The 19,402-nt window shown below is 66.2% G+C and carries 17 protein-coding genes; 4 read left to right on the top strand and 13 right to left on the bottom strand.

All coding sequences use genetic code 11. The annotated features are described in order from the left end of the window. The first annotated feature begins 74 nt into the window (after window positions 1–74). Window positions 75–1,079, top strand: coding sequence for a tripartite tricarboxylate transporter substrate binding protein (locus AC3FJ6_RS15440; protein WP_488772707.1), 1,005 nt, complete (start codon window positions 75–77; stop codon window positions 1,077–1,079). A gap of 192 nt (window positions 1,080–1,271) precedes the next feature. On the opposite strand, the gene AC3FJ6_RS15435 is transcribed toward AC3FJ6_RS15440, so the two are convergent. Next, entirely contained in the window at window positions 1,272–1,523 is a 252-nt protein-coding gene (locus tag AC3FJ6_RS15435; RefSeq protein ID WP_092597492.1) for a hypothetical protein, read from the bottom strand. 418 nt (window positions 1,524–1,941) lie between these two features. Between AC3FJ6_RS15435 and AC3FJ6_RS15430 the strand changes: the two genes are divergently transcribed. Further along, on the top strand, window positions 1,942–2,406 hold the full coding sequence (locus AC3FJ6_RS15430; protein ID WP_488772706.1) for a BON domain-containing protein: 465 nt from the start codon (window positions 1,942–1,944) through the stop codon (window positions 2,404–2,406). A gap of 162 nt (window positions 2,407–2,568) precedes the next feature. Here the strand turns inward: AC3FJ6_RS15430 and ku are convergent, their stop codons facing one another. The 5 genes from ku to ligD form a co-directional block, all read right to left on the bottom strand. After that, a complete protein-coding gene (gene ku / locus AC3FJ6_RS15425) occupies window positions 2,569–3,675 on the bottom strand; it encodes a non-homologous end joining protein Ku (RefSeq protein WP_488772705.1) in 1,107 nt (368 codons plus the stop codon). A gap of 6 nt (window positions 3,676–3,681) precedes the next feature. Continuing rightward, entirely contained in the window at window positions 3,682–3,849 is a 168-nt protein-coding gene (locus tag AC3FJ6_RS15420) for a hypothetical protein (RefSeq protein WP_488772704.1), read from the bottom strand. Window positions 3,850–3,876: 27 nt separating this feature from the next. Then, complete coding sequence (locus AC3FJ6_RS15415) at window positions 3,877–5,940, bottom strand: hybrid sensor histidine kinase/response regulator (RefSeq protein WP_488772703.1); 2,064 nt, start codon at window positions 5,938–5,940, stop codon at window positions 3,877–3,879. 197 nt (window positions 5,941–6,137) lie between these two features. Further along, window positions 6,138–6,290 (bottom strand): hypothetical protein, encoded by a 153-nt coding sequence (locus AC3FJ6_RS15410; RefSeq protein WP_153949406.1) that lies wholly within the window; start codon window positions 6,288–6,290, stop codon window positions 6,138–6,140. A gap of 143 nt (window positions 6,291–6,433) precedes the next feature. Continuing rightward, a complete protein-coding gene (ligD, locus tag AC3FJ6_RS15405; RefSeq protein ID WP_488772702.1) occupies window positions 6,434–9,151 on the bottom strand; it encodes a DNA ligase D in 2,718 nt (905 codons plus the stop codon). Window positions 9,152–9,394: 243 nt separating this feature from the next. Between ligD and AC3FJ6_RS15400 the strand changes: the two genes are divergently transcribed. Beyond that, a complete protein-coding gene (locus tag AC3FJ6_RS15400) occupies window positions 9,395–10,396 on the top strand; it encodes an SDR family oxidoreductase (protein ID WP_488772701.1) in 1,002 nt (333 codons plus the stop codon). A 22-nt stretch (window positions 10,397–10,418) separates the two neighbouring features. Here the strand turns inward: AC3FJ6_RS15400 and AC3FJ6_RS15395 are convergent, their stop codons facing one another. The 3 genes from AC3FJ6_RS15395 to AC3FJ6_RS15385 all read right to left on the bottom strand — a co-directional run bounded on the left by AC3FJ6_RS15395 (window position 10,419) and on the right by AC3FJ6_RS15385 (window position 12,948). After that, window positions 10,419–11,213 carry an SDR family NAD(P)-dependent oxidoreductase gene (locus AC3FJ6_RS15395; protein ID WP_488772700.1) on the bottom strand — a complete coding sequence of 265 codons (795 nt, stop codon included), beginning with the start codon at window positions 11,211–11,213 and terminating at the stop codon, window positions 10,419–10,421. Window positions 11,214–11,373: 160 nt separating this feature from the next. Then, entirely contained in the window at window positions 11,374–11,511 is a 138-nt protein-coding gene (locus tag AC3FJ6_RS15390; RefSeq protein ID WP_488772699.1) for an MFS transporter small subunit, read from the bottom strand. A 9-nt stretch (window positions 11,512–11,520) separates the two neighbouring features. Next, window positions 11,521–12,948, bottom strand: a complete 1,428-nt coding sequence (locus tag AC3FJ6_RS15385) for an L-lactate MFS transporter (RefSeq protein ID WP_488772698.1) — start codon at window positions 12,946–12,948, stop codon at window positions 11,521–11,523. Window positions 12,949–13,903: 955 nt separating this feature from the next. Between AC3FJ6_RS15385 and AC3FJ6_RS15380 the strand changes: the two genes are divergently transcribed. Beyond that, complete coding sequence (locus AC3FJ6_RS15380; protein ID WP_488772697.1) at window positions 13,904–15,889, top strand: PhoX family protein; 1,986 nt, start codon at window positions 13,904–13,906, stop codon at window positions 15,887–15,889. 82 nt (window positions 15,890–15,971) lie between these two features. Here the strand turns inward: AC3FJ6_RS15380 and AC3FJ6_RS15375 are convergent, their stop codons facing one another. The 4 genes from AC3FJ6_RS15375 to AC3FJ6_RS15360 form a co-directional block, all read right to left on the bottom strand. After that, window positions 15,972–17,156 carry a BamA/TamA family outer membrane protein gene (locus AC3FJ6_RS15375; protein ID WP_488772696.1) on the bottom strand — a complete coding sequence of 395 codons (1,185 nt, stop codon included), beginning with the start codon at window positions 17,154–17,156 and terminating at the stop codon, window positions 15,972–15,974. Between the two features lie 5 nt (window positions 17,157–17,161). After that, entirely contained in the window at window positions 17,162–18,238 is a 1,077-nt protein-coding gene (locus AC3FJ6_RS15370) for a hypothetical protein (RefSeq protein WP_488772695.1), read from the bottom strand. 193 nt (window positions 18,239–18,431) lie between these two features. Beyond that, a complete protein-coding gene (locus AC3FJ6_RS15365) occupies window positions 18,432–18,677 on the bottom strand; it encodes a hypothetical protein (protein ID WP_488772694.1) in 246 nt (81 codons plus the stop codon). Window positions 18,678–18,753: 76 nt separating this feature from the next. Then, window positions 18,754–19,401: an AraC family transcriptional regulator gene (locus AC3FJ6_RS15360; RefSeq protein ID WP_488772693.1), complete on the bottom strand. Its 648-nt coding sequence runs from the start codon at window positions 19,399–19,401 to the stop codon at window positions 18,754–18,756. Between the last annotated feature and the right edge of the window lies 1 nt (window position 19,402).

Below are 19,402 nucleotides of genomic sequence, written 5' to 3'. Positions count from 1 at the left end.
GGTTTGCCCGGGCGGCAGACGTTGGCGCGCGGTGCTACGATGCCGCAGTTTTCCCGACACATGCCGCCGCCTTCATGTCAGTTCGTGCTCGCCGGCGCGTCATTGCGGCATTGCTGGCCATGCCGTTCGCGCGTCCCTGGCGGCCTGCCGCCGCTGCCCCGTTTCCGTCTGAGGCTCCGCCCCTGCATCTATTGGTGGGCTATGCCGCCGGTGGCGGCGCGGACCATGTCGCGCGCATCGTGGCGGACGGTCTTGGCGCCGACGGCGAACCCACGGTCGTCGACAATCGACCGGGTGCCTCTGGCCAGATTGCGATGCATGAAGCCGCACGCGCCGGCGCCGACCGCCAGACACTGCTACTTGGCACGGTCGGCTCGGTCAGCATCGGGCCGCTGCTGGCCAGCAGCCCCGAGGCGCCGGCGCGCCAGCTGCATCCGCTGGCGATCGTTGCCAGCACGCCCCACGTGCTGCTGATGGCGGGCGACGGCACGCGCTCGCAGCCGGAACAGGCTCGCGCCACGCTGCAACGCCTGCTCGACGATGCCCGGCAACGTCCCGGGGACATCGCCTATGCCTCGCTTGGCATGCACTCCAGCGCCCATCTGGTGGGTGAACTGATGTGCCGGCAGGCCGGCGTCTTCATGGCCCATGTTCCGTATCCCGGCAGCGCGCGTGCGCTGGTGGACTTGCAGGGCGGGCACGTGGCAGTGCTCGTCAGTACCTTGCAGGCCGCGTTGCCATTGATGCGGCAAGGCCGCGTGCGTGCCCTGGCGGTGACGGGCCGGGCGCGTAGTCCGTTGGCGCCGGCGGTGCCGACATTCGCCGAAGCGGGCATTGCCGGCATGCAGCAAGACGCCTGGTATGGCGTGCTGGCGTCCCCTGGCGTGCCAGAGGTACGCCGCATCGCGTTGTCCGCGCGACTGGCCCGGCTCCTGCGCGAGCCATCGCTGCGGCAGCGCCTGGCGCAGGACGGCGCCGAGCCGCTGAGCCTGACCGGCCGGCAGGCCATCGACTATCTCGAACAGCAGCGTGAAGTGTGGCGGCAGGCGTTGGCGGTGGTGTCGGGCCGGCTGGGCTGAGCAGGGGATTGCAAGCCGGAGCAAATAAGCAAGATACGCCTGCCCGACTAGAACGAAAGACGCCGGAACATCCATGGCGGATGTTCCGGCGCGGGGTCCCGCTTCCATGAGGCCGCGTCCTGACTTCAGACGTGGTGTGACAACCGTGGAGATGTCACTGCGGGGCCCGGAAAGGAGAGGAAGTCGGCAGGATTACTGCTGACGGTTCTTCTGCTGCTGGGAGCCTTGCTGCGATCCCTGCTGGCTGCCTGTGCCGCTTTGCTGCTGGTGCTGGCCGGAGCTCTTGTCCTGGTTGCCCATCTGACCACCACCTTGCTGGCGTTGCTGATCCTGGCTACCTTGCTGCTGGTTGCCGCGCTGGCCGCCTTGCTGCTCCTGCTGCCTTTGTCCCGATTGGGATTGGCCACCTTGCTGTCCGGATTGGCTACCTTGCTGCTGTCCCATTGCTGTCTCCAAGTCCAAGTCGCGGCGGGCTGCCGCATTGGATAGCGCAGCAATCCGCGTGCCAAACGCCAAAGTCGGGGGTATGGCATCTGGCAGACATGCAGGTAACCCATGCGAGACATGCGCTTTGCCCCGATTTACAACGCATGCATGCTTTTCACGCGGGAAGGGCCGCAGGGCATGCGAGCCTGCCTGCCGACGTGGGCGCATGCTCTCGGGCATCGGCCTGCCGTACGGACCTCGGCACACCACGTGTCGTCCTTGAAGGGCTTTGGAACGCTATTTGCAGCGTCATGGGCAAGCTGCCGGTGACCGTGCAAGCCGTACAGGCCATACAAGCCGTACGCGCGCCAGGCGCGCTGCCCATGGTTCCGGCAATCATCCATCTGCGAATCCAACGCAAACAAGGAGAGCGCCCATGAAAATCGTACCCAAGCTTCGCATTGCCCTGACGGTTGCCGCGCTGGCTGCCGCCGGCGGCGCCCACGCACTCGACAATGGCGGCTTCATGAAGATTGCCGACAAGAGCACGACCAGCGGATCGGCAATGCACCCGGCCCCTGCCAACAATGCGGCGGGCACGTCCGGCCGTACCGACGGTGACCGCACGACCGGGGCTACCACTGAATCCAGGACGGATGCTGGCGCGGACAATGCCAAGCAGGCCGTGACGGACGGGGCCCTCACAACCAAGATCAAGACCAAGCTGCTGGCGACCAAGGATCTGAAGTCCACCGGCATCCACGTCAAGACCAAGGATCGGGTGGTGGACCTGAGCGGTTCGGTGCCGAGCGCCGAACAGAAGCAGATGGCCGTGGACACGGTGAAGTCGGTGGAAGGGGTGGATTCCGTGAAGGACAACCTGAAGGTGTCATCACGCTGAGGCAGGAAGGTGTTGCCGTCCGAGATTGGTAGTAACGGTTGATGATGCGCGGCGACCCAGGTCGCCACTGCGCTGAGCCGCGACTCTCCCACGTGTCGCGGCTCTTTTTCGTGTGCGTCGGGCGGGGGGCGTGGGGGCGACCTGCATCACGGACGCCCGGGCTCAGGCGGCCTTGCGGGCGGTGGTGCGGGCGGTGGTGCGTGCGGTGGCCTTGACTGTTTTCTTCGCGGTCGCTTTGCGCGCGGGGGCTTTCTTTGCGGTGCTCGCGGCGGTCCGGGCGTTGCGCTTGGCGGTGGCAGACGCGGTGGCAGACGACTTCGGCGAGGCCTTCGTGCCTGCTGGCCGCCCGGTGGTGCCCGGTTTGCGGTTGCCCGCCGCACCGCGTCGGACGGTTTTCTTGCGCGCTGTGGTGGCTGCTTCCGCGGGCTCGCCATCGTTGGCTGACGTCTCTCCAGCGGCTGCGCCACGCTTGTCCCGTTGTCCCAGGCTCTGCTTGAGCAGCGCCATCATGTCGATCACCTTGGCACCCTTGCGCGCGGGCGCGGTGGCCTCGTCGGCGGCAGGCGTCAGCAGATGCGTCTTGCCGGCCTTGACCCGGGCGTGAATGCGGGCCAGCAAGTCCTCGCGATAGGTGTCGTGGTATTGCTCGGGGTGGAAGTCCTCGCTCATGTCTTCCACGAGCCTGGTGGCCATCTGTACCTCGCGGGCGCTGGCGGCGTGCTTCTTGCCGCCGGGCAGGCTCAGGTCGGCCACCGGCACCACTTCGTCGGCGAAGCGCATCGTGTTGAGGACCAGCGCCTTGCCGGCGACCAGCAACGCCGCCAGATGCTGGCGGTTGCGCAGCACCACCAGCGCCAGGGCGGCGCGTCCGGTCTTGCGCATGGTTTCGTGCAGCAGTGCATAGCCGCGTTCGCCGCGCTTGTCCGGCTCCAGGTAGTAAGGGGTGTCGAAGAAATAGGGCGGAATCGCGGCGGCGTCCACGAAGCTGACGATATCCACGGTCTGGGTGGCTTCCACGTTGGCCTGCCGGAAGTCCTCGTCAGTCAGGACGACGTACTCGTCCTTTTCGTACTCGTAGCCCTTGACGATATCGTCGCGCTCCACCGGCTTGCCGGTGTGCTTGTTGATGCGCTGATACCCCACCGGCGCCATGTCGCGCTTGTCCAGCAAGTCGAGATCGAGCGACTGCGTGCGTGACGCAGGCTTGACCGATATGGGGATGTTCACCAGCCCGAAGCTGATGGCGCCTTTCCAGATTGCGCGCGACATGGTCGGTCAGCCGATCACGCCGCGCGGGGCCGCCAGGCCCGCGCGCTGCGGCGGTGGTGGGGGCAGGTCGCCGGGAGGCGGATCGTTGACCGGTTCCGGCGTCGTGTCAGGCGGCTCCGGCGGCGGCGTTTCCGGCTTCGGTGGTGTGATATCCGGTTCGGGTGTGATATGCATTGCGTTCCTTGTGCGGGCGCTTGCTCCTCAGGCGTCCAGTTCCTCGAGCAGGCGCGTCAGTGCGTTGAGATCCGCTGGCTTCACCAGATGCATGTCGAAGCCGGCGGCGCGGGTACGGCGCCGGTCGTCGGGCTGGCCGAATCCGGTCAGCGCCACCAGCCGGGCATTGCGCAGTTCGGGAATCTCGCGCAGCCGCCGGGCGGTTTCGAAGCCGTCCATGGTCGGCATGCCCAGATCCAGCAGGACGACGTCCGGTCGCACGCTGGCGGCGCACGCGATGGCGCTCTGGCCATCGGGCGCGGTCACCACGGTGTGCCCCAGCGTCTCCAGTGTCATCGTCATGGCCTCCAGGGCGTCGATGTTGTCATCCACGAGCATGATCGTGTGCGCGGCCGTGGAGGCCACGCGGGTCTTGCCGCTCGTCGGATGCCAGGTCTGCCAGGGCTCCACTGGCAGTTCGACGATGAAGGTACTGCCAAGGTTCCGGCCCGGGCTTTCGGCGCTGATGCGTCCGCCGTGCAGGGTCACCAGTTTCTGGACCAGCGTCAGGCCGATGCCGGCGCCTTCACGCGCGGCAAAGGCATCGGGGTCCGTGATGCCCGCCTGCGGGTCTTCGGCCTGGGCCTGCTGCGATGGCTGAGCGGGCTGCTGCGCCGCGCGTTCGGCAGCCAGCCGGTCATCGTGTTCGCCGGCGCCGTGTGCGTCCGCGTCGCCGCCGCCCGCTGCAGGCGCCAGCGGGTCAAAGAGTTGCCGCTGCATGTCTGTCGACAGCCCGTTGCCGTTGTCGCGCACGCGCACCACGACCTTGCCATCGGAGGCCGTGGCCTCGACGGCGATCTGGCCGCCTTCGGGCGTGAACTTGGCCGCGTTGTGCAGCAGGTTGGCAAAGATCTGCGTGAGCCGCACCATATCGCCCCGCACCGGCAGCGGCTGCTCCGGCAGCGCCAGGCGCAGCGTGTGGCGGCGCGATTCCAGCAGCGGCCGCACGGTTTCCACCGCCGTGTTCAGGGCGCCGCGCAGTTCCACCAGGTCGCGGCGCAGGGTGATCTTGCCCTGGTTGAAGCGAGACACATCGAGCAGTTCGTCCACCAGGCGGGTGAGGTGATGCAGCTGGCGGCTGATGATGTCGCGCGCGCGGAACATGTCTTCGCGGCTTGGCGAAAACTGCTGAAGCAGGTCCACGGCGCTGCGCATCGGCGCCAGCGGATTGCGCAGTTCGTGCGCCAGCATGGCCAGGAATTCGTCCTTGCGGCGCTCTTCGTTATGCAGGGTGCGCTCGGCGCGGTTGTGGCGCGTAACGTCCTGGCAGATGCCGGCCACGCGCAGGCATCGCCCATCGGCGCCGCGTACCGGGAACGCCCGCATATGCACTTCGCGGATCTCGCCGTTCGGGCGTTCGAGCTGGAATTCCGAATCCAGGCGGCCGTCGCGCAGCATGCTCTGCCATTCGGCTTCCAGGCGCGCGCGATCGTCCGATGTCACCCACTTCAGCCAGCAGGTGGGATCGTGCTTGACCGAATCGGCCGGGCGGCCCCACAAGGCCTCGAAGGAGGGACTCATGAACAGGAAGCGGTTGGCCGCGGGATCGATGATCCAGACCACATCGGCGAAGGCCTCGGCCAGTTGGCGGAACAGGTCTTCGTTCTCGTGCAGCGCCTGCGAGGTGCGCCGGTAGGCGTCCTCGGCGCCCCGCATGCGCAGCAGCGCGTTGATGTTCGACACCAGTTCCTCGGGCTCCACCGGTTCCACCAGAAAACTGTCCGCGCCGCCGTCCAGCGCCTGCACGCGGCGATGCGAGTCCGTCACGCCGGGCGAGGTCAGCAGCACCATGGTCCGGGCAGTCTGCGGATCGCTCTTGATCAGGCGGCAGACGTCCAGGCCATCGATGTCGGAAAGCGGGCCCGCCAGCAGCACCAAGTCTGGCGCGTGCTGACGAACCAGCGACAGCGCGGCCTGGCCGTCGGATGCCTCTAGCACGGCGAAGTCCGCGCGGTTCAGGATACGGCTCTTGACGTAGCGCGGCCCCTCGCGGCCCTCGACATTGAGGACGAGCGGTCGACGCGTCGGGTGGTGGGCAGGCGTGGCATTCATGGCTGACGGGCGGCAGACAACGCCGCTTTGGCTTTGATCATGGCAAAGTCGGGCGAGCGCAGGGCACCAACCGGCGCGACGCGGCCCGAAGCGGCGTCCCGAGGTGGCGCCGACCTATCCTGAATTGTAGTTTTTACCTTCATTCCGCCCATATCGATTGTATTTATGACATTGGTGCGTTGCGCGGCCGGCAAACGTCAGCCGCCCGGGGCGTAGACGTGCAGCCGCATACCTGCGGCGCGTGCGTCCGCCGGGGAAGCCAGCAGATAAGCCAGTGCGAGCATCAGCACGCCGATCAGGGCGCGCTGCCAGAATTCGCTCGAGTACCAGGGATCGGGGTCTTGTTTCATCGTTTCCAGTCCAACCGGGGCGGCGACAGGCCCGGGTTCTGGGTGCAGTGTGGCAAGAACCGTGCCGCACATGGCGCGATGGCTGACAGACGGACGCCGACAGGGGACGGGCGTTGTGGCGTGGGGGAGGCGTGCGCCGCGCTTCAGGCGGCGACGAGCTGCCTGCGGGCCTGGGTCAGCGTCTGGCGAACCTTGTCGTGGCCAGCCCAGGGGTCGTGGCGCGCCAGTTCGTCCAGGCGGCTCGCCACGTTGGCGATCGTCCATTGCGCGGCGCCCGTCAGGTCATCCAGTTCATCCCAGCTGACAGGAATCGACACGCCGAGGCCGGGACGCGCCCGCGCCGAGAAGGCGGCCGCCGTGGTAGCGCCGACACCATTGCGCAGGTAATCAATGAAAATCTTGCCAACCCGGTTGCGCGGACCGCTCTTTGACACAAAGCGTTCGGGGATCGTGCGGGCCATGTGCGTCACCGCGTCCTGCGCGAAGTCGCGCACGGCATCCCAGCCCGCGCGCGCGGCCAGCGGCACCACCACATGCAGCCCCTTGCCGCCGCTGGTTTTCAGGAAGCTCTGCAGCGACAGTGCGTCGAGCAGCGCCTTGACCAGGCTGGCCGCCTCCTGGATCTCGCGCCAGCTGACGCCTTCGCCCGGGTCGATGTCGAAGACGATCTGGTCGGGCTTGTCGATGTTGCGCGCCCTGGCATTCCAGGTGTGGAATTCCACGACGTTCAGCTGCGCCGCTTCCACGATGGCGGCGGCCGAGGTGATCTCCAGCAGGGGCGGATGGCCGGGCCAGAGTTCGGGGTCCAGGGCGTTGACGCCCTTCAGGTGCAGCGTGTCGCCATGGCGCTGGAAGAACTGCTCGCCGTCGATGCCGGAGGGCGCGCGAACCAGCGCCAGCGGGCGCCCGCGCAGGAACGGCAGCATCAGATCGGAGGCGTGGGCGTAGTAGCCGACCAGATCGCCCTTGGTCAGCCCGGTGGACTTGTCGATCACGCGGTCGGCATGGCTGACCACGACATTGCCGATGGCGGCCTTGGCGCCTTTTCGCGCGGGCGCACTTGCGGTGGTCTTGGTGGCGGCGCTGGTGGCGGCCTTGGTGGCAGTCTTGGTAGCAGTCTTCGTGGCGGCTTTCATGGCGGTCTTTCCCGAGGGCGTGCGGCCCGGCGCGTCCGCCTTGGCGGGCACCTCCAGCGTGACCGAGGCCGCCGGCTTGTCGGTGCGCAGGGCGTGGAACACGGAATGGCGAATGCGCCCTTCGCGGGTCCAGGCGCCGAAGGTCACCTCGGCCACCAGCCTGGGCTTGACCCAATGGCCCTTGATGCCGCGCGGCAGCGGGTCGAACGGCGTGTCGTCGGTGCGCAGCGGTTCGAGCTGCTTGCGCAGCGCATCGAGCATGGCCGTGTCGAAGCCGGTGCCGACATTGCCGACATAGCGCAGTTTGCCGTCGGCATCATGCACGCCCAGCAGCAGCGATCCGAGCCCGCTGCGGCTGCCCTTGGGGTCGGTGTAGCCGCCGATCACGAATTCCTGCCGGTTCTGGCACTTGAGCTTGATCCATGACGGCGCGCGCGAACTGACGTAGGGCGCATCCACGCGCTTGCCGATGATGCCTTCGAGCTTCATGCGGCACGCTGCATCGAGCATGTCGGCCGGGGCGCCTTCGAAGTTGTCGCTGAAGCGCACGCGGCCCGACGTGTGACTGGCCAGCAGCCCGCGCAGCAGGGCCCGTCGCTCGGCCAGCGGCACCGCGCGCAGGTCATGCCCGGCAAACCAGGGCAAGTCAAACACGTAGAACTGGATCGATTCGGCATGCGCGGTTTCGAAGGCATTCTGCAGCGCCTGGAAGTCGGTGATGCCGTCCTTGTCCACCACGACGATTTCGCCGTCGAGCCAGCCGTCGGGCCAGCCCAGCGCGGCGATCTCGGCCGCGAGCGCGCGCAGCTTCGTGGTCCAGTCGTTGCCATTGCGGGTGAACAGCCGTACATCGGCGCCGTCGATGCGCGCCACGATGCGGTAGCCGTCGAACTTGATCTCGAATTGCCATTGGCTGGGGTCGGCGGGCGGCTTGTCGACCAGCGTGGCCAGCTGCGGCGCCAGCGCCAGGGGCAGGGCGGCCTTTTTGGCGCCGGCTGGCAGCGCGGGCATCTTGCTGTCGGCCTTGTCGCCTTGGCTGCCCGTCTTCGACGTCTTTTTCGAGGCTGGCTTGTCCTTCCCGGTCGCGGCCTTTTTCGTCGGCGCCTTGGCCGTGCCGGCCAGCACGCTGTCGGGCATGGCCTCCACCACGTCGAACTCCGACGCGGGCCGCGCGTATTCGTCGCGCTCCTTGATCAGCAGCCATGCGTTGTCGTCGCGCGCCTTCTTGCCGCCCATGCGTACCAGCGTCCAGTGGCCCTGCAGCTTTTCACCGCGCAGTTCGAACTTGAGCTTGCCGTCCCGATAGCCGGCCTCGGGGTCCGTATCGGGAATCCATTCGCCGCGATCCCAGACGATCACCGTGCCCGCACCGTAGTGGCCGGCGGGGATGACCCCCTCGAAATCGGCGTAATCGAGCGGATGGTCTTCCACGTGCACGGCCATGCGCTTGTCTGCCGGATCGTAGCTGGGACCCTTCGGCACGGCCCAGCTCTTGAGCGTGCCGTCCAGTTCCAGCCGGAAGTCGTAATGCAGCCGGCGCGCCGCGTGCTTCTGGATGACGAACGGGTGGGCGCCGTTGCCGGCGGCGGCCTTGCCCTTGCCGGCCTTCGCGGTCCGAGGGACCTGCTTGCCGCTCGGTTCCGGCGTGGCCGCAAAGTCGCGCTTGCGCTGGTACTTGCCCAGCGGGGCGTCTGTCGAGTCGGAGGCTGCAGCGGACTTGGCCATGGGACGGGGTCTGAGGCGGTGGAGTCATTTCAGCTTAGGCAGCGCCCCCCACGTGCGAAAGCGGGGGCCGTCCTACAACGGGGGGGCGGATTTTTCCCGGGTTTGTTTCCGGGTTTGTAATTCCTGACCGGACTTGCTGCGGTGCACATCGGCGCACGCGGCTGCCCCGTGCGGGCACGGGATGTGCGATTGGCAGCAACGGGCTTGGGCCCAATCCTTTCCATCCCCAGCTAGAGAGGCAACATGAAGACGCTGAAGAAGATTGGCTCGCAGGTCATCGTGCTGACGGGCGCCACGAGCGGCGTGGGACTTATCACCGCCCGCAAGGCTGCCGCGCTGGGCGCCAGGCTGGTGCTGGTGGCGCGCGGCGAGGATGCCTTGCAGAAACTGGCCGAGGAACTTCGTGAACACGGCACCGAAGTCATCACCGTCGCGGCCGATGTCGGCAAGCACGAGGACGTGGCCGCGGTCGCGCAGGCGGCGATTGACCGTTTTGGCGGATTCGATACCTGGATCAACAACGCCGGCGTGACGATCTTCGGTCGCCACGACGATGTGCCGCTCGAAGATCATCGGCGGCTGTTCGAAACGAACTACTGGGGCGTCGTGCACGGATCGCTGGCCGCCGTGGCGCACCTGCGCCAGAACGGCGGCGCCATCATCAACATGGGAAGCGAGTCCTGCGACTGTCCGTTGCCGCTGCAAAGCGCGTATGTGGCGTCGCAGCATGCGATCAAGGGCTTTACCGACACGCTGCGGCTGGAGCTCGAGCAGGAAAAGGCGCCGGTGTCGGTCACGCTGATCAAGGCGGCGGGGATGGATACGCCCATCGTCACCCACGCGAAGAACTTCCTCCACGTGGAGCCGAGGCAGGCGTCGCCGCTCTACGACCCATCGATGGCCGCCGAGGCGATCCTGTTTGCCGCGGAACACCCGCGCCGCGACATGTTCGTGGGGGCATCCGCCAAGGCGTATTCGGCAGCGGCATACTACGCGCCGCACGCGTTCGACCGCTTCATGCGGCGCTTTATGGGCCGCGCCCAGCAGACCGCCATGCCGGCGGGGCCGCGCGACGACAACGCGCTGCACGCCGCCGGCAACAGTCTGATAGAGCGGACCGGAGATCGCCGGACCATGAAATCGTGTCCCTATACGGCCTCCACCCGCCATCCGATCCTGACGACGGCGCTGGTGGTGGGCGCCTCGGCCGCCATGGCCGCGCTGGTACGCCACCGGCGCGGGTAGGCGGACGGACCAGGTCTGCCGTTCAGAGGATCGTATCGACCACACCCCCATCCACGCGCAGCGCGGCGCCCGTGGTGGCCGACGCCTGCGTGGAGCACGCGTAGACGATCATGTTGGCCACCTCGTCGACCGTGGCCGCACGCTGGATCAGCGACGTGCTGCGGTGCGCCTTGACGAAATCGGCGGCCACCTCTTCGGCCGATTTGCCGGTCTTCGCGATGTCGTCCTTGAGCATGGCTTCGACGCCCTCGGACAGCGTGGGGCCGGGCAGCACCGAATTGACCGTCACGCCGGTGCCGGCCAGCCGCTTGGCCAGCCCGCGCGACACCGCCAGCTGGGCGGTCTTGGTGAACCCGTAGTGGATCATCTCCACCGGGATGTTGACCCCTGACTCCGAGGCCACGAACACGATGCGGCCCCACTTGCGCTGGACCATGCCCGGCGCATAGGCACGCGACAGCCGCACCCCGGTCAGCACGTTGACTTCGAAGAAGCGCGACCATTCGCTGTCCGGAATCTCGAAGAAGTCCTGCGGCTGGAAGATGCCAAGGTTGTTCACCAGGATGTCGATGTCGGGATGGGTCTTGACCAGCGTGTCGCAGACGGCGGCATCGACCAGGTCGCCGGCAAAGCCGGCCACGTCGGCACCGGGCACGGCGGCGTTCAGCGCCGCGATGGCCTTGTCGACACTGGCCTGGCTGCGGCCGTTGAGAATCACGCGTGCGCCCGAGCCGGCCAGGCCGCGCGCCGTGGCAAAGCCGATGCCGGCGGTGGATCCGGTTACCAGGGCGGTCTTGCCCGACAGGTCGATCTTCATGTGAACTCCAGGGTAGGTAGGCCCGTCAAGTGTATGAAGCCGGCGGCAATGTGCAAGGCCGGCGTGCGGAATGCAGCATTCCTGCCGTGCGATGCCGCAAAAAAGAAAAAAGGCCGCAATCGCTTGCGGCCTTTGGTGCTTGCCCAGGGCGGGCAGGCGCTTACTGGAACAGCTTCATCGCCTGGGTGATGGTGTTCGACACACCCCACACCAGCGGGACCAGCACGTAGAGCCAGAAGGCCGCCAGCAGGGCCTTGTTGGTCGGTTGTGCGTTAAGGTTCTGGTTTTCCATTTGCATGACTCCTGATCAGTGGGCCGCGCCGGCACTGGCGCCCAGCCTGGCGACGTCGGCATCGCTCATGTGGTGCTTCGCGTTGACGCGCGACACCAGCAGGTTGCAGATGAAACCCACCACCAGCAGGGCGGCCATGATGTGCAGCGTCATGGCATAGGCCTGGGCGCCGGTCACGCCGTGCGCCACCTGGTATTCGCGGATGTAGTTCACCAGCACCGGGCCGGCAATGCCTGCAGCCGCCCAGGCGGTCAGCAGACGGCCGTGGATGCCGCCCACGAAGGCGGTACCGAACATGTCGGCCAGGTAGGCCGGGATGGTGGCGAAACCGCCGCCGTACATCGACATGATCACGCAGTAGCCCAGCACGAACAGCGCGATATTGCCGCTGGCGCCCAGTTGCGGCACCAGCCAGTACAGCACGGCGCCCAGCGCGAAGAACACGAAGTAGGTGTTCTTGCGGCCGATCCAGTCCGACGACGAGGCCCAGAAGAAGCGGCCACCCATGTTGAACAGCGACAGCAGGCCCACGAAGCCGGCGGCGGCCGCGGCGGTCACGCTGCCCTTGAAGCTTTCCTGGATCAGCAGCGACGCCTGGCCGAGCACGCCGATACCGGCCGTCACGTTCAGGAACAGCACCAGCCACAGCAGGTAGAACTGCGGCGTCTTCAGTGCCTCGTCGATATGCACGTGGTTACGCGTGATCATCTTGTTCTCGACCACGGGCGGGGTCCAGCCTTCCGGCTTCCAGCCCGGCGGCGGGACGCGGATCGCCAGCGAGCCGATGGTCATCGAGATGAAGTAGCCCACGCCCATGACCAGGAAGGTCTGGGTCACGCCCACCGAGGTGGCGCTCTTGAAGTAGTTCATCAGCGCCACGGACAGCGGCGCGGCAATCATCGCGCCGCCGCCGAAGCCCATGATGGCCATGCCGGTAGCCATGCCGCGGCGGTCCGGGAACCAGCGGATCAGCGTCGACACCGGCGACACATAGCCAAGGCCCAGCCCGATGCCGCCCAGCACGCCGTAGCCCAGGTAAAGCAGGACGATCTGGTGGGTATAGACGCCCAGCGCCGAAATCAGGAAGCCGCCGCCAAAGCAGCAGGCCGCCGTGAACATCGTGCGGCGGGGGCCGACGCGCTCCAGCCATTTGCCGGCAAATGCGGCCGAAATGCCCAGGAAGAAAATCGCCAGCGAGAAAATCCAGCCCAGCGTGGTCAGCTTCCAGTCGTCAGCTGCGGATTCGGTAATGCCGATCACCTTGGAAAGGGGGGCATTGAATACCGAGAATGCATAGGCCTGGCCGATACAGAGATGTACCGCCAGCGCGGCGGGCGGCACCATCCAGCGGGAAAATCCCGGCTTGGCGTAGGTCGCTTCCTTCGAGAAGAACGGCGCCGGCCCTTGGGACGCCATGCCGCCTTCATTCATAACACTGCTCATTGGATGTTCTCCAGTCGTGGATCCTCGGTAATCCGTCCGTGCAGTCTGGCGCGTCCGCCGGGTCTGGCTGGCCCGTCGGTTGACCCCGTCACACCCTCGGTGCGGATGACCTCCAGAGGTTGTCGCCGTGCCGGGCTTTCAGAGACGTTTTGGCCCGGAAATGGCGACGGTTGCTACGGGTTGCTACAAAACGGATAAACGGAACCGGGCACGCGAACGCGCGCCGGCATGGCCCGAAGGGGCCGGGAATGAGGGCGGCTGGAGACGCTGGGTGCGTCCCGTCATGGAATGGATCATTGTTTTTCCGGCTGGGGCGAACAATATATGCACGGAGTTGCATATATTGCCGTGGAAAATATTATGCGCAGAACCATATCCCCCCGGATTGATCACTTCAATAGGCTAAAGATGACATATTCCGCAAATACCTGAATTTCTGGTGCTCATGAGAAAAAATCGGCAGTGGTTTCCTGTATCCGTTTGATTTTCACAACACTGTGTCAGCCATTCGACGGCCCCGCTTGCCCCTTGGCCCGCAAACATCAGCCATGGATTGGCCTGGTCATATGTCAGGACACGTTGTCATGCGGCTGACATGGATCGCCACTACGATCCGTCCCGGTGGCGGTTTTCCTCTGCCATGAAAGGACAAGCCGGTCGAACCAGAAATGGGGTGCAACGGGCGACATAGTGGGTGTCGCGCGGACCGGCGAATTGACACGCTGCGGCCAGATTCGGGCTGCGGCGTTTTTTTTGCCTGCGATTTGTACCGCCCCCTCGGCGGGACATGCAACAGGGTGTTGGATGTATGAGTCATTCACGTCGGGTTCAACTTGTTGTCATAAACGGTCCATAGGATGCGTTGCGGCGCGGTCTTGTGCCGCCGACCTCACAAGCGCGAATGGCCGGCCATGGGCATGGCGCGTTCGATAACAACCAGACGGGAACCATACAGATGTTCGAAAAACCTGACGCTTCGCGCCGCAAGGCCCTGAAACTCCTGGCCGGCGCGCCGATGCTGCCGCTGGGCCTGGCTTCCACCTCGCTGCTGGCGGGTTGCGGCGGCGGCGACGATGCGCCTGCCGTGACCCCGGGCGCCACCACGCCCCCGGGCACCGTCACGCCGAGCTTCGTTTCGGCCGAGTTCACGGGCATGGCCGCGCCTTCGCTGAGCAAACCGGCTGCCATGGCCACGACCACGGTCGGCTCGAGCCTGTCTGTGAAGCTGAGCGACGGCAGCACGCAGACCTACAAGCTGGCGTACCAGCCGTTCTTCATGACCGGCGACATGGTGCCGGACGGCAACGGCGGCCAGATCCTGGCCGGCGGCTACTTCAACATCAACAACAGCCCGATCATCGATCCGTCGGTGAGCGGCAACAAGCAGTTTTTCTCCGATTCGCCGGACGGGACGTCGCTGCTGAAGATCGACGGCGCCAAGGTGGCCGGCGTGAAGGGCAACACGGTCTTCGCCGTGGTGCAGTTCGAATACACGACGTGGGACCAGGCCAAGGCCAAGGACATGTACGGCCGCCTGCCGTCCCCGATCGCCGTGCTGACGCTGGACCAGGACCCCGCCACGGGCAAGCTGACGCTGGTGAAGTACCACAACGTGGACACGTCGGGCGCCAACGGCCTGTGGATTACCTGCGGCGCCAGCCTGTCGCCGTGGAACACCCACCTGTCGAGCGAAGAGTACGAGCCGGACGCGCGCACTGCCGACACGAACCAGCAGTGCATCGACTATGCGCTGAACCTGTACGGCACCTCGACGATCAAGTTCAACCCCTACCTGTACGGCCACCTGCCGGAAGTCACGGTCAACCCCGACGGCACGGGCTCGATCAAGAAGCACTACTGCGTGGGCCGTATCTCGCACGAACTGGTGCAGGTGATGCCTGACAACCGCACCGTGCTGATGGGCGACGACGCCACCAACAGCGGCCTGTTCGTGTTCGTCGCGGACCAGGAAAAGGACCTGTCCGCCGGTACGCTCTACGTGGCCAAGGTTGGTTCGGGCTTCTCGGTGGACCCCGCCGCACCCGGTGCCGACCTTGCCTGGATCAGGCTGGGCCATGCCACGAGCGCGCAGGTGGAAGCCTGGGCCAAGTCGCACACGTTCGCCGACATCATGGATTACTCGGCTACCGATCCGTCGGACAGCACGTACACGAAGATCATGCTCAGCGGTGCGGCGCAGTGGGTCCGCGTCAAGCCGGGCAAGGAACTGGTCGCCGCATTCCTGGAAACCCACCGCTACGCAGCGCTGAAGGGCGGCAGCATGGGCTTCACCAAGATGGAAGGCACCACGGTCAACATCAAGGACAAGATCGCCTACTCCGCGCTGCAGAACATCGTCGATTCGATGGTGGCCAACAACACGGCCAAGGGCTGGTACGCCGAGAGCGGTATCAGCGTGCCGGCTGCCATCAACTCCGGCGGCGTACTGCAGCACAAGCTGGCCGGCGGCCAGAAGGACACGGCCGGCGCCCCCATCAACAGCGAATGGATGCCGGTGCATACCCAGGCGCTGATCGTCGGCAAGGACATCACGGCTGACGCGCTGGGCAATACGGCGGACCCGGAAACCATCGGCAACCCGGACAACCTGAAGTTCTCGGAAAAGCTGCGCACGCTGTTCATCGGCGAGGACAGCAGCCGCCACACCAACAACTTCCTGTGGGCGTACAACGTCGACACGAAGAAGCTGTCGCGCCTGATGTCGGTGCCGGCCGGTGCGGAATCCACGGGTCTGCACGCCGTGGACGAGATCAACGGCTGGACCTACATCATGAGCAACTTCCAGCACGCTGGCGACGGCATCAAGGCGCAGGTCAAGGCGCAGGTGGAGCCGCTGGTGTTCGCCAACTACAAGAACGGCCTGGGCGCCTCGGTCGGTTACCTGACGGCCAACGCCACGAGCATGAAGCTGGGCAAGTAATTCCGGCTGCCGTCAGGCATCACGGCGCCGCGGGCCGAAGGGTCCGCGGCGTTTTTCATGGGCCTCGAAGATCCCGGGGTGTTCAGAACGCCTCGTTGATCTGGAAGTAGACGCCCTTGGTGCTGCGGCCGACGCCGACGTCGAACCGCACGTTCACGCGTGGCTTGAACTCGAAGCGGTAGCCCACGCCCGCGTTCGGCAGCCAGTGGGCCGACGTCAGGGCGCCGGGGTTGCCGGCGATGGCGCCGGTGGCGGCCCAGAACACCATGCCCTGGCGCCCGGCGATATGCCAGCGGTATTCCACCTGCGCGGTCAGCATGGCCTTGTCGCGATACTGGCCCATGAAATAGCCGCGCATGCGCCGGTTGTCCCCGAGCTTGGACATCATGCTCCACGGCACATCGCCCCAGTTGAACTTGCCGTAGACGTCGAAGGCCAGCACATCGCGATCGCGCATCCGGAAGTAGTTGTCGTAGATGATTTCCAGCGATTCGAAGTCGTTGTCGCTGCCGATGGCGCGCCGGTAGACCGTGCCATTGACCAGAAGCGCCTGGCCCTTGTAGGGGTTCGGCAGGAAGTCGCGCGTGTCGTACGAGAAATGCGCAGTCAGGCCGCTGCTGAGCACCCGCGTGCCGTGCGGGTCAGTGGCCAGTGCGCTGCTGGCGCCACGCTCCAGCTGGGCGGCATTGTCATACTCGAAATCGTAGCCGCCGCCCACGTAGATATTGGGGCGCACCCGCACCATGACGCGGGGCTGCACCACGATGCCGCGACGCGTGTAGCCTTCCTTGTTGGCGCCGTTGATGGCGTTGTCGTAGCCGATGCCCCAGTACGAGGTCGGCATGTTGATCAGGGCGCCGCTGAAGACAAAGCGATAGCTGTCGTCGGCGAAGAACGTGTTGTTGTCCACGCCGATTCCCACGGCACCCGACGTGGTCAGAAAGCCGTGCAGGTTCAGCGTCGACAGCTGCGTGTCCTTCTCGGCGTTCTTCGGCTTGTACAGGCCCACCGCGGCGGCCCCGACGCCCAGTCCCATCTCGGGGTTGTAGAACGGTCCGGGCAGCACGCCCCAATCGATGCCATGGCTCAGGTCCACTTCCTTCGACGCGCCGAGCTTGTTCAGCACCTTGTCGATCCAGCTCACATGCTCGGACTCGGGCCGGGGCTCCGGCGCCGCGTCGGCGGTGGACGTCTGCGCCCCCGCGCTGCCGGCGCAGACTGCCAGCAGCATCGTGCACAGCGTGGCCGGAAGCGGGGCGGCGCGCATGGTCGTCAGAACCGGAAGAACCCGGTGGCGATGATGTTGTTGCGGTTGTAGCCATAGCCCACCTCCATCAGCAGGCCGAAGCTGCGGTTGATCGTCCAGCTGGCGCCGACAGAGCCGCTCCAGTACCCCGTCACATGCTCGCCGATCCGGTAGTTCAGCCGCGCGGTCTGGCCATCGGTGTCGGGCAGCGGCACGTCGAAATGCCCTGTGATGGTGGCGCGCGTGCGAAAGTACGTGGCGCCGACATACGGGGTCAGCAGGCCCAGCCCATGGCCCAGCCGGATATTCCAGCCCACCCGGGGCCCGATGTTGATCGACTTGATGGGCGTCTCGGACATGGTGATGTCCGCCACCGTGTACGTCACCGGCAGCGAAAAGAACAGCTGCCTGTAAGTGCCTACCAGCGTGAATCCGCCGCCATAGGTGTGCCCGCTGTAGTTGGCGTGCTGGGTGGGCAGCTTGATCGGCTGGCTGCAAGCCGCCCGTGGCCGGCGCCCGCCACAGCCGACGTTGATGCCGAAGAAGCGTTCCAGATCGGTCAGCGACGAAAAACCGATGTCGATCGATCCGCTGCCCTGCACGTTGCCGACGATCCCGTACACATTCATGAACGGAAACAGCCAGGCCCCCACCTGCACCTGGTTCGACGTGTTGTGGATGCGCGATTGCTGGAACTGGACGAAGTCGGCCGCACGCAGCGGATTGCTGCCGGCGGATACCTGCAGGTCGCCAAGCTGGTAACGCTGGTAGCCGTCGAAGTACGAATAGCCGATGTCGTACGGATTGGGCAGGTTGTAGCCCTTGTCGATCACGCGCTGGGCGAAGAAGGGCAGCGCGCGGTCCCATAGCGGCGGCTCGGCCGGCGCGGGTTCCGGTGTTCCCACGGGGCCCACGATGCCGCGATACGGACCCGAATGCGTATCGGGCGACGCCGTGGCGGCCGCGGCGCCGCCGTTGCCGCCCGCCGTCCACGCGTGGGCAATGCCCGGCAGGGCGAGCGCCACCGCCGCCGTCAGGCTGGCCAGCCTGTGGCGCAGGGACAGTCGGACGGTGGCGCCGCGCTGGCTGCCGCAGGCGGACATGGGTGGCTGGATTCCTGGGGATCGATGCGAATGGCACCGATATTCCCCGATTGCGCGCCAGCGCCGAAGTGAATGTTTTCGAAAAGCGACTTAGGAGATTCAGCGTGTGCGTCGGTTCATCGACTTCGTGGCCGAAGCCGGCCGTGCGGCGGCGCTGACGGGAGCCTGCGCAGGAATTTGCCTGCCGGCGGTGTCAGCTCGTATGGATCGGCGCGAGCGCTGCCTTCGGCGCGCTGGCCGACGGGATGGAGGGGGTGGTGGCTACGCCGGTGCCTGGGCCGGTCGCGGTGTCGCAATGGCATGCGGCGGGCCTGACCTGCTGACGCTGATGGGCGTTGGCACGCGCGCGCTCGATCACGGCAAAGTCGGGACCGGCAACGGCGGACAGCGAGGCAAGGAGGGAGGCTGCGCCACACAGGGCGAGCAGGGCGGACTTCATCAAAGACTCCGGGGGTGGGGGAAACCGTTGACTGCGATGATCCGCCTTTCCGGGTATAGCGTCCAAGACCGGTTTGTTATGCGGGGGATAGGCTGGGCCAATAGTGCGTCGCAGGCTGCGGAACCCGTACGGGCTGGCCCGCATGGCGTCGCGCAGCGTGGGTGGCCTTGGCATGCCGCAGCAGATCGAGCGGGATGCCGAATCTGTCATGGAATGATGCTTCCACGTCATGGCCCGGCGGCCAGCCTACGCTGCGTTTCAGCGACGGCAGGCCGGCGCGCCCGTGCGGTGCCTCGAACAGCAGCCGCATCAGCCGCTGCGTCCGGCACAGGTCTCCGAAGGCCGCACCTTCCGCAAACAATGCGCGCCGGATACGTTCGGGCGGCACGCCCAGCAAGCCGGCAGCGAATTCGGCACGCCATGGCAGATCAGGTTGCAGAAAGATGCGCCGCGACAGCACGCGATGCAGCAGCGCGTGGCCGGAATGATCAGTCTCCGGCGCGATGTCGATCCGACAGCCGGCTGGCTGCGCCATGGTGCCGGCCACCAGCAGGTCGAAGCCCTGGAACGGTTCGACCTTGCACGGCAGGCCCGGTACCAGCATGCGATCGAATCCGTCGCGCCGCAAAACGGCCGTGCCACGCGTGGCCGTGACCGTGACCGGAAACGCCGGCGCCAGCCGCGCCAGGCGCAGGTGCGACGCCGACTCGATGCTGAGCCGCATG

The sequence above is a fragment of the Cupriavidus sp. 94F1 genome, from assembly GCF_057798875.1.
The sequence above is the reverse complement of the archived record's forward strand: the minus strand, read 5'-3'. Positions and strand labels throughout refer to the sequence as shown.

Excerpts from the sequence above, each read along its gene's own strand:
- AC3FJ6_RS15395 (WP_488772700.1), bottom strand. The coding sequence starts at position 11,213 with ATGAAGATCGACCTGTCGGGCAAGACCGCCCTGGTAACCGGATCCACC.
- AC3FJ6_RS15420 (WP_488772704.1), bottom strand. The coding sequence starts at position 3,849 with ATGCATATCACACCCGAACCGGATATCACACCACCGAAGCCGGAAACG.
- AC3FJ6_RS15430 (WP_488772706.1), top strand. The coding sequence starts at position 1,942 with ATGAAAATCGTACCCAAGCTTCGCATTGCCCTGACGGTTGCCGCGCTG.
- AC3FJ6_RS15365 (WP_488772694.1), bottom strand. The coding sequence starts at position 18,677 with ATGAAGTCCGCCCTGCTCGCCCTGTGTGGCGCAGCCTCCCTCCTTGCC.
- AC3FJ6_RS15435 (WP_092597492.1), bottom strand. The coding sequence starts at position 1,523 with ATGGGACAGCAGCAAGGTAGCCAATCCGGACAGCAAGGTGGCCAATCC.
- AC3FJ6_RS15400 (WP_488772701.1), top strand. The coding sequence starts at position 9,395 with ATGAAGACGCTGAAGAAGATTGGCTCGCAGGTCATCGTGCTGACGGGC.
- AC3FJ6_RS15440 (WP_488772707.1), top strand. The coding sequence starts at position 75 with ATGTCAGTTCGTGCTCGCCGGCGCGTCATTGCGGCATTGCTGGCCATG.
- AC3FJ6_RS15415 (WP_488772703.1), bottom strand. The coding sequence starts at position 5,940 with ATGAATGCCACGCCTGCCCACCACCCGACGCGTCGACCGCTCGTCCTC.
- AC3FJ6_RS15410 (WP_153949406.1), bottom strand. The coding sequence starts at position 6,290 with ATGAAACAAGACCCCGATCCCTGGTACTCGAGCGAATTCTGGCAGCGC.
- ku (WP_488772705.1), bottom strand. The coding sequence starts at position 3,675 with ATGTCGCGCGCAATCTGGAAAGGCGCCATCAGCTTCGGGCTGGTGAAC.
- AC3FJ6_RS15390 (WP_488772699.1), bottom strand. The coding sequence starts at position 11,511 with ATGCAAATGGAAAACCAGAACCTTAACGCACAACCGACCAACAAGGCC.
- AC3FJ6_RS15385 (WP_488772698.1), bottom strand. The coding sequence starts at position 12,948 with ATGAGCAGTGTTATGAATGAAGGCGGCATGGCGTCCCAAGGGCCGGCG.
- AC3FJ6_RS15370 (WP_488772695.1), bottom strand. The coding sequence starts at position 18,238 with ATGTCCGCCTGCGGCAGCCAGCGCGGCGCCACCGTCCGACTGTCCCTG.
- ligD (WP_488772702.1), bottom strand. The coding sequence starts at position 9,151 with ATGGCCAAGTCCGCTGCAGCCTCCGACTCGACAGACGCCCCGCTGGGC.
- AC3FJ6_RS15360 (WP_488772693.1), bottom strand. The coding sequence starts at position 19,401 with ATGCGGCTCAGCATCGAGTCGGCGTCGCACCTGCGCCTGGCGCGGCTG.
- AC3FJ6_RS15375 (WP_488772696.1), bottom strand. The coding sequence starts at position 17,156 with ATGCGCGCCGCCCCGCTTCCGGCCACGCTGTGCACGATGCTGCTGGCA.
- AC3FJ6_RS15380 (WP_488772697.1), top strand. The coding sequence starts at position 13,904 with ATGTTCGAAAAACCTGACGCTTCGCGCCGCAAGGCCCTGAAACTCCTG.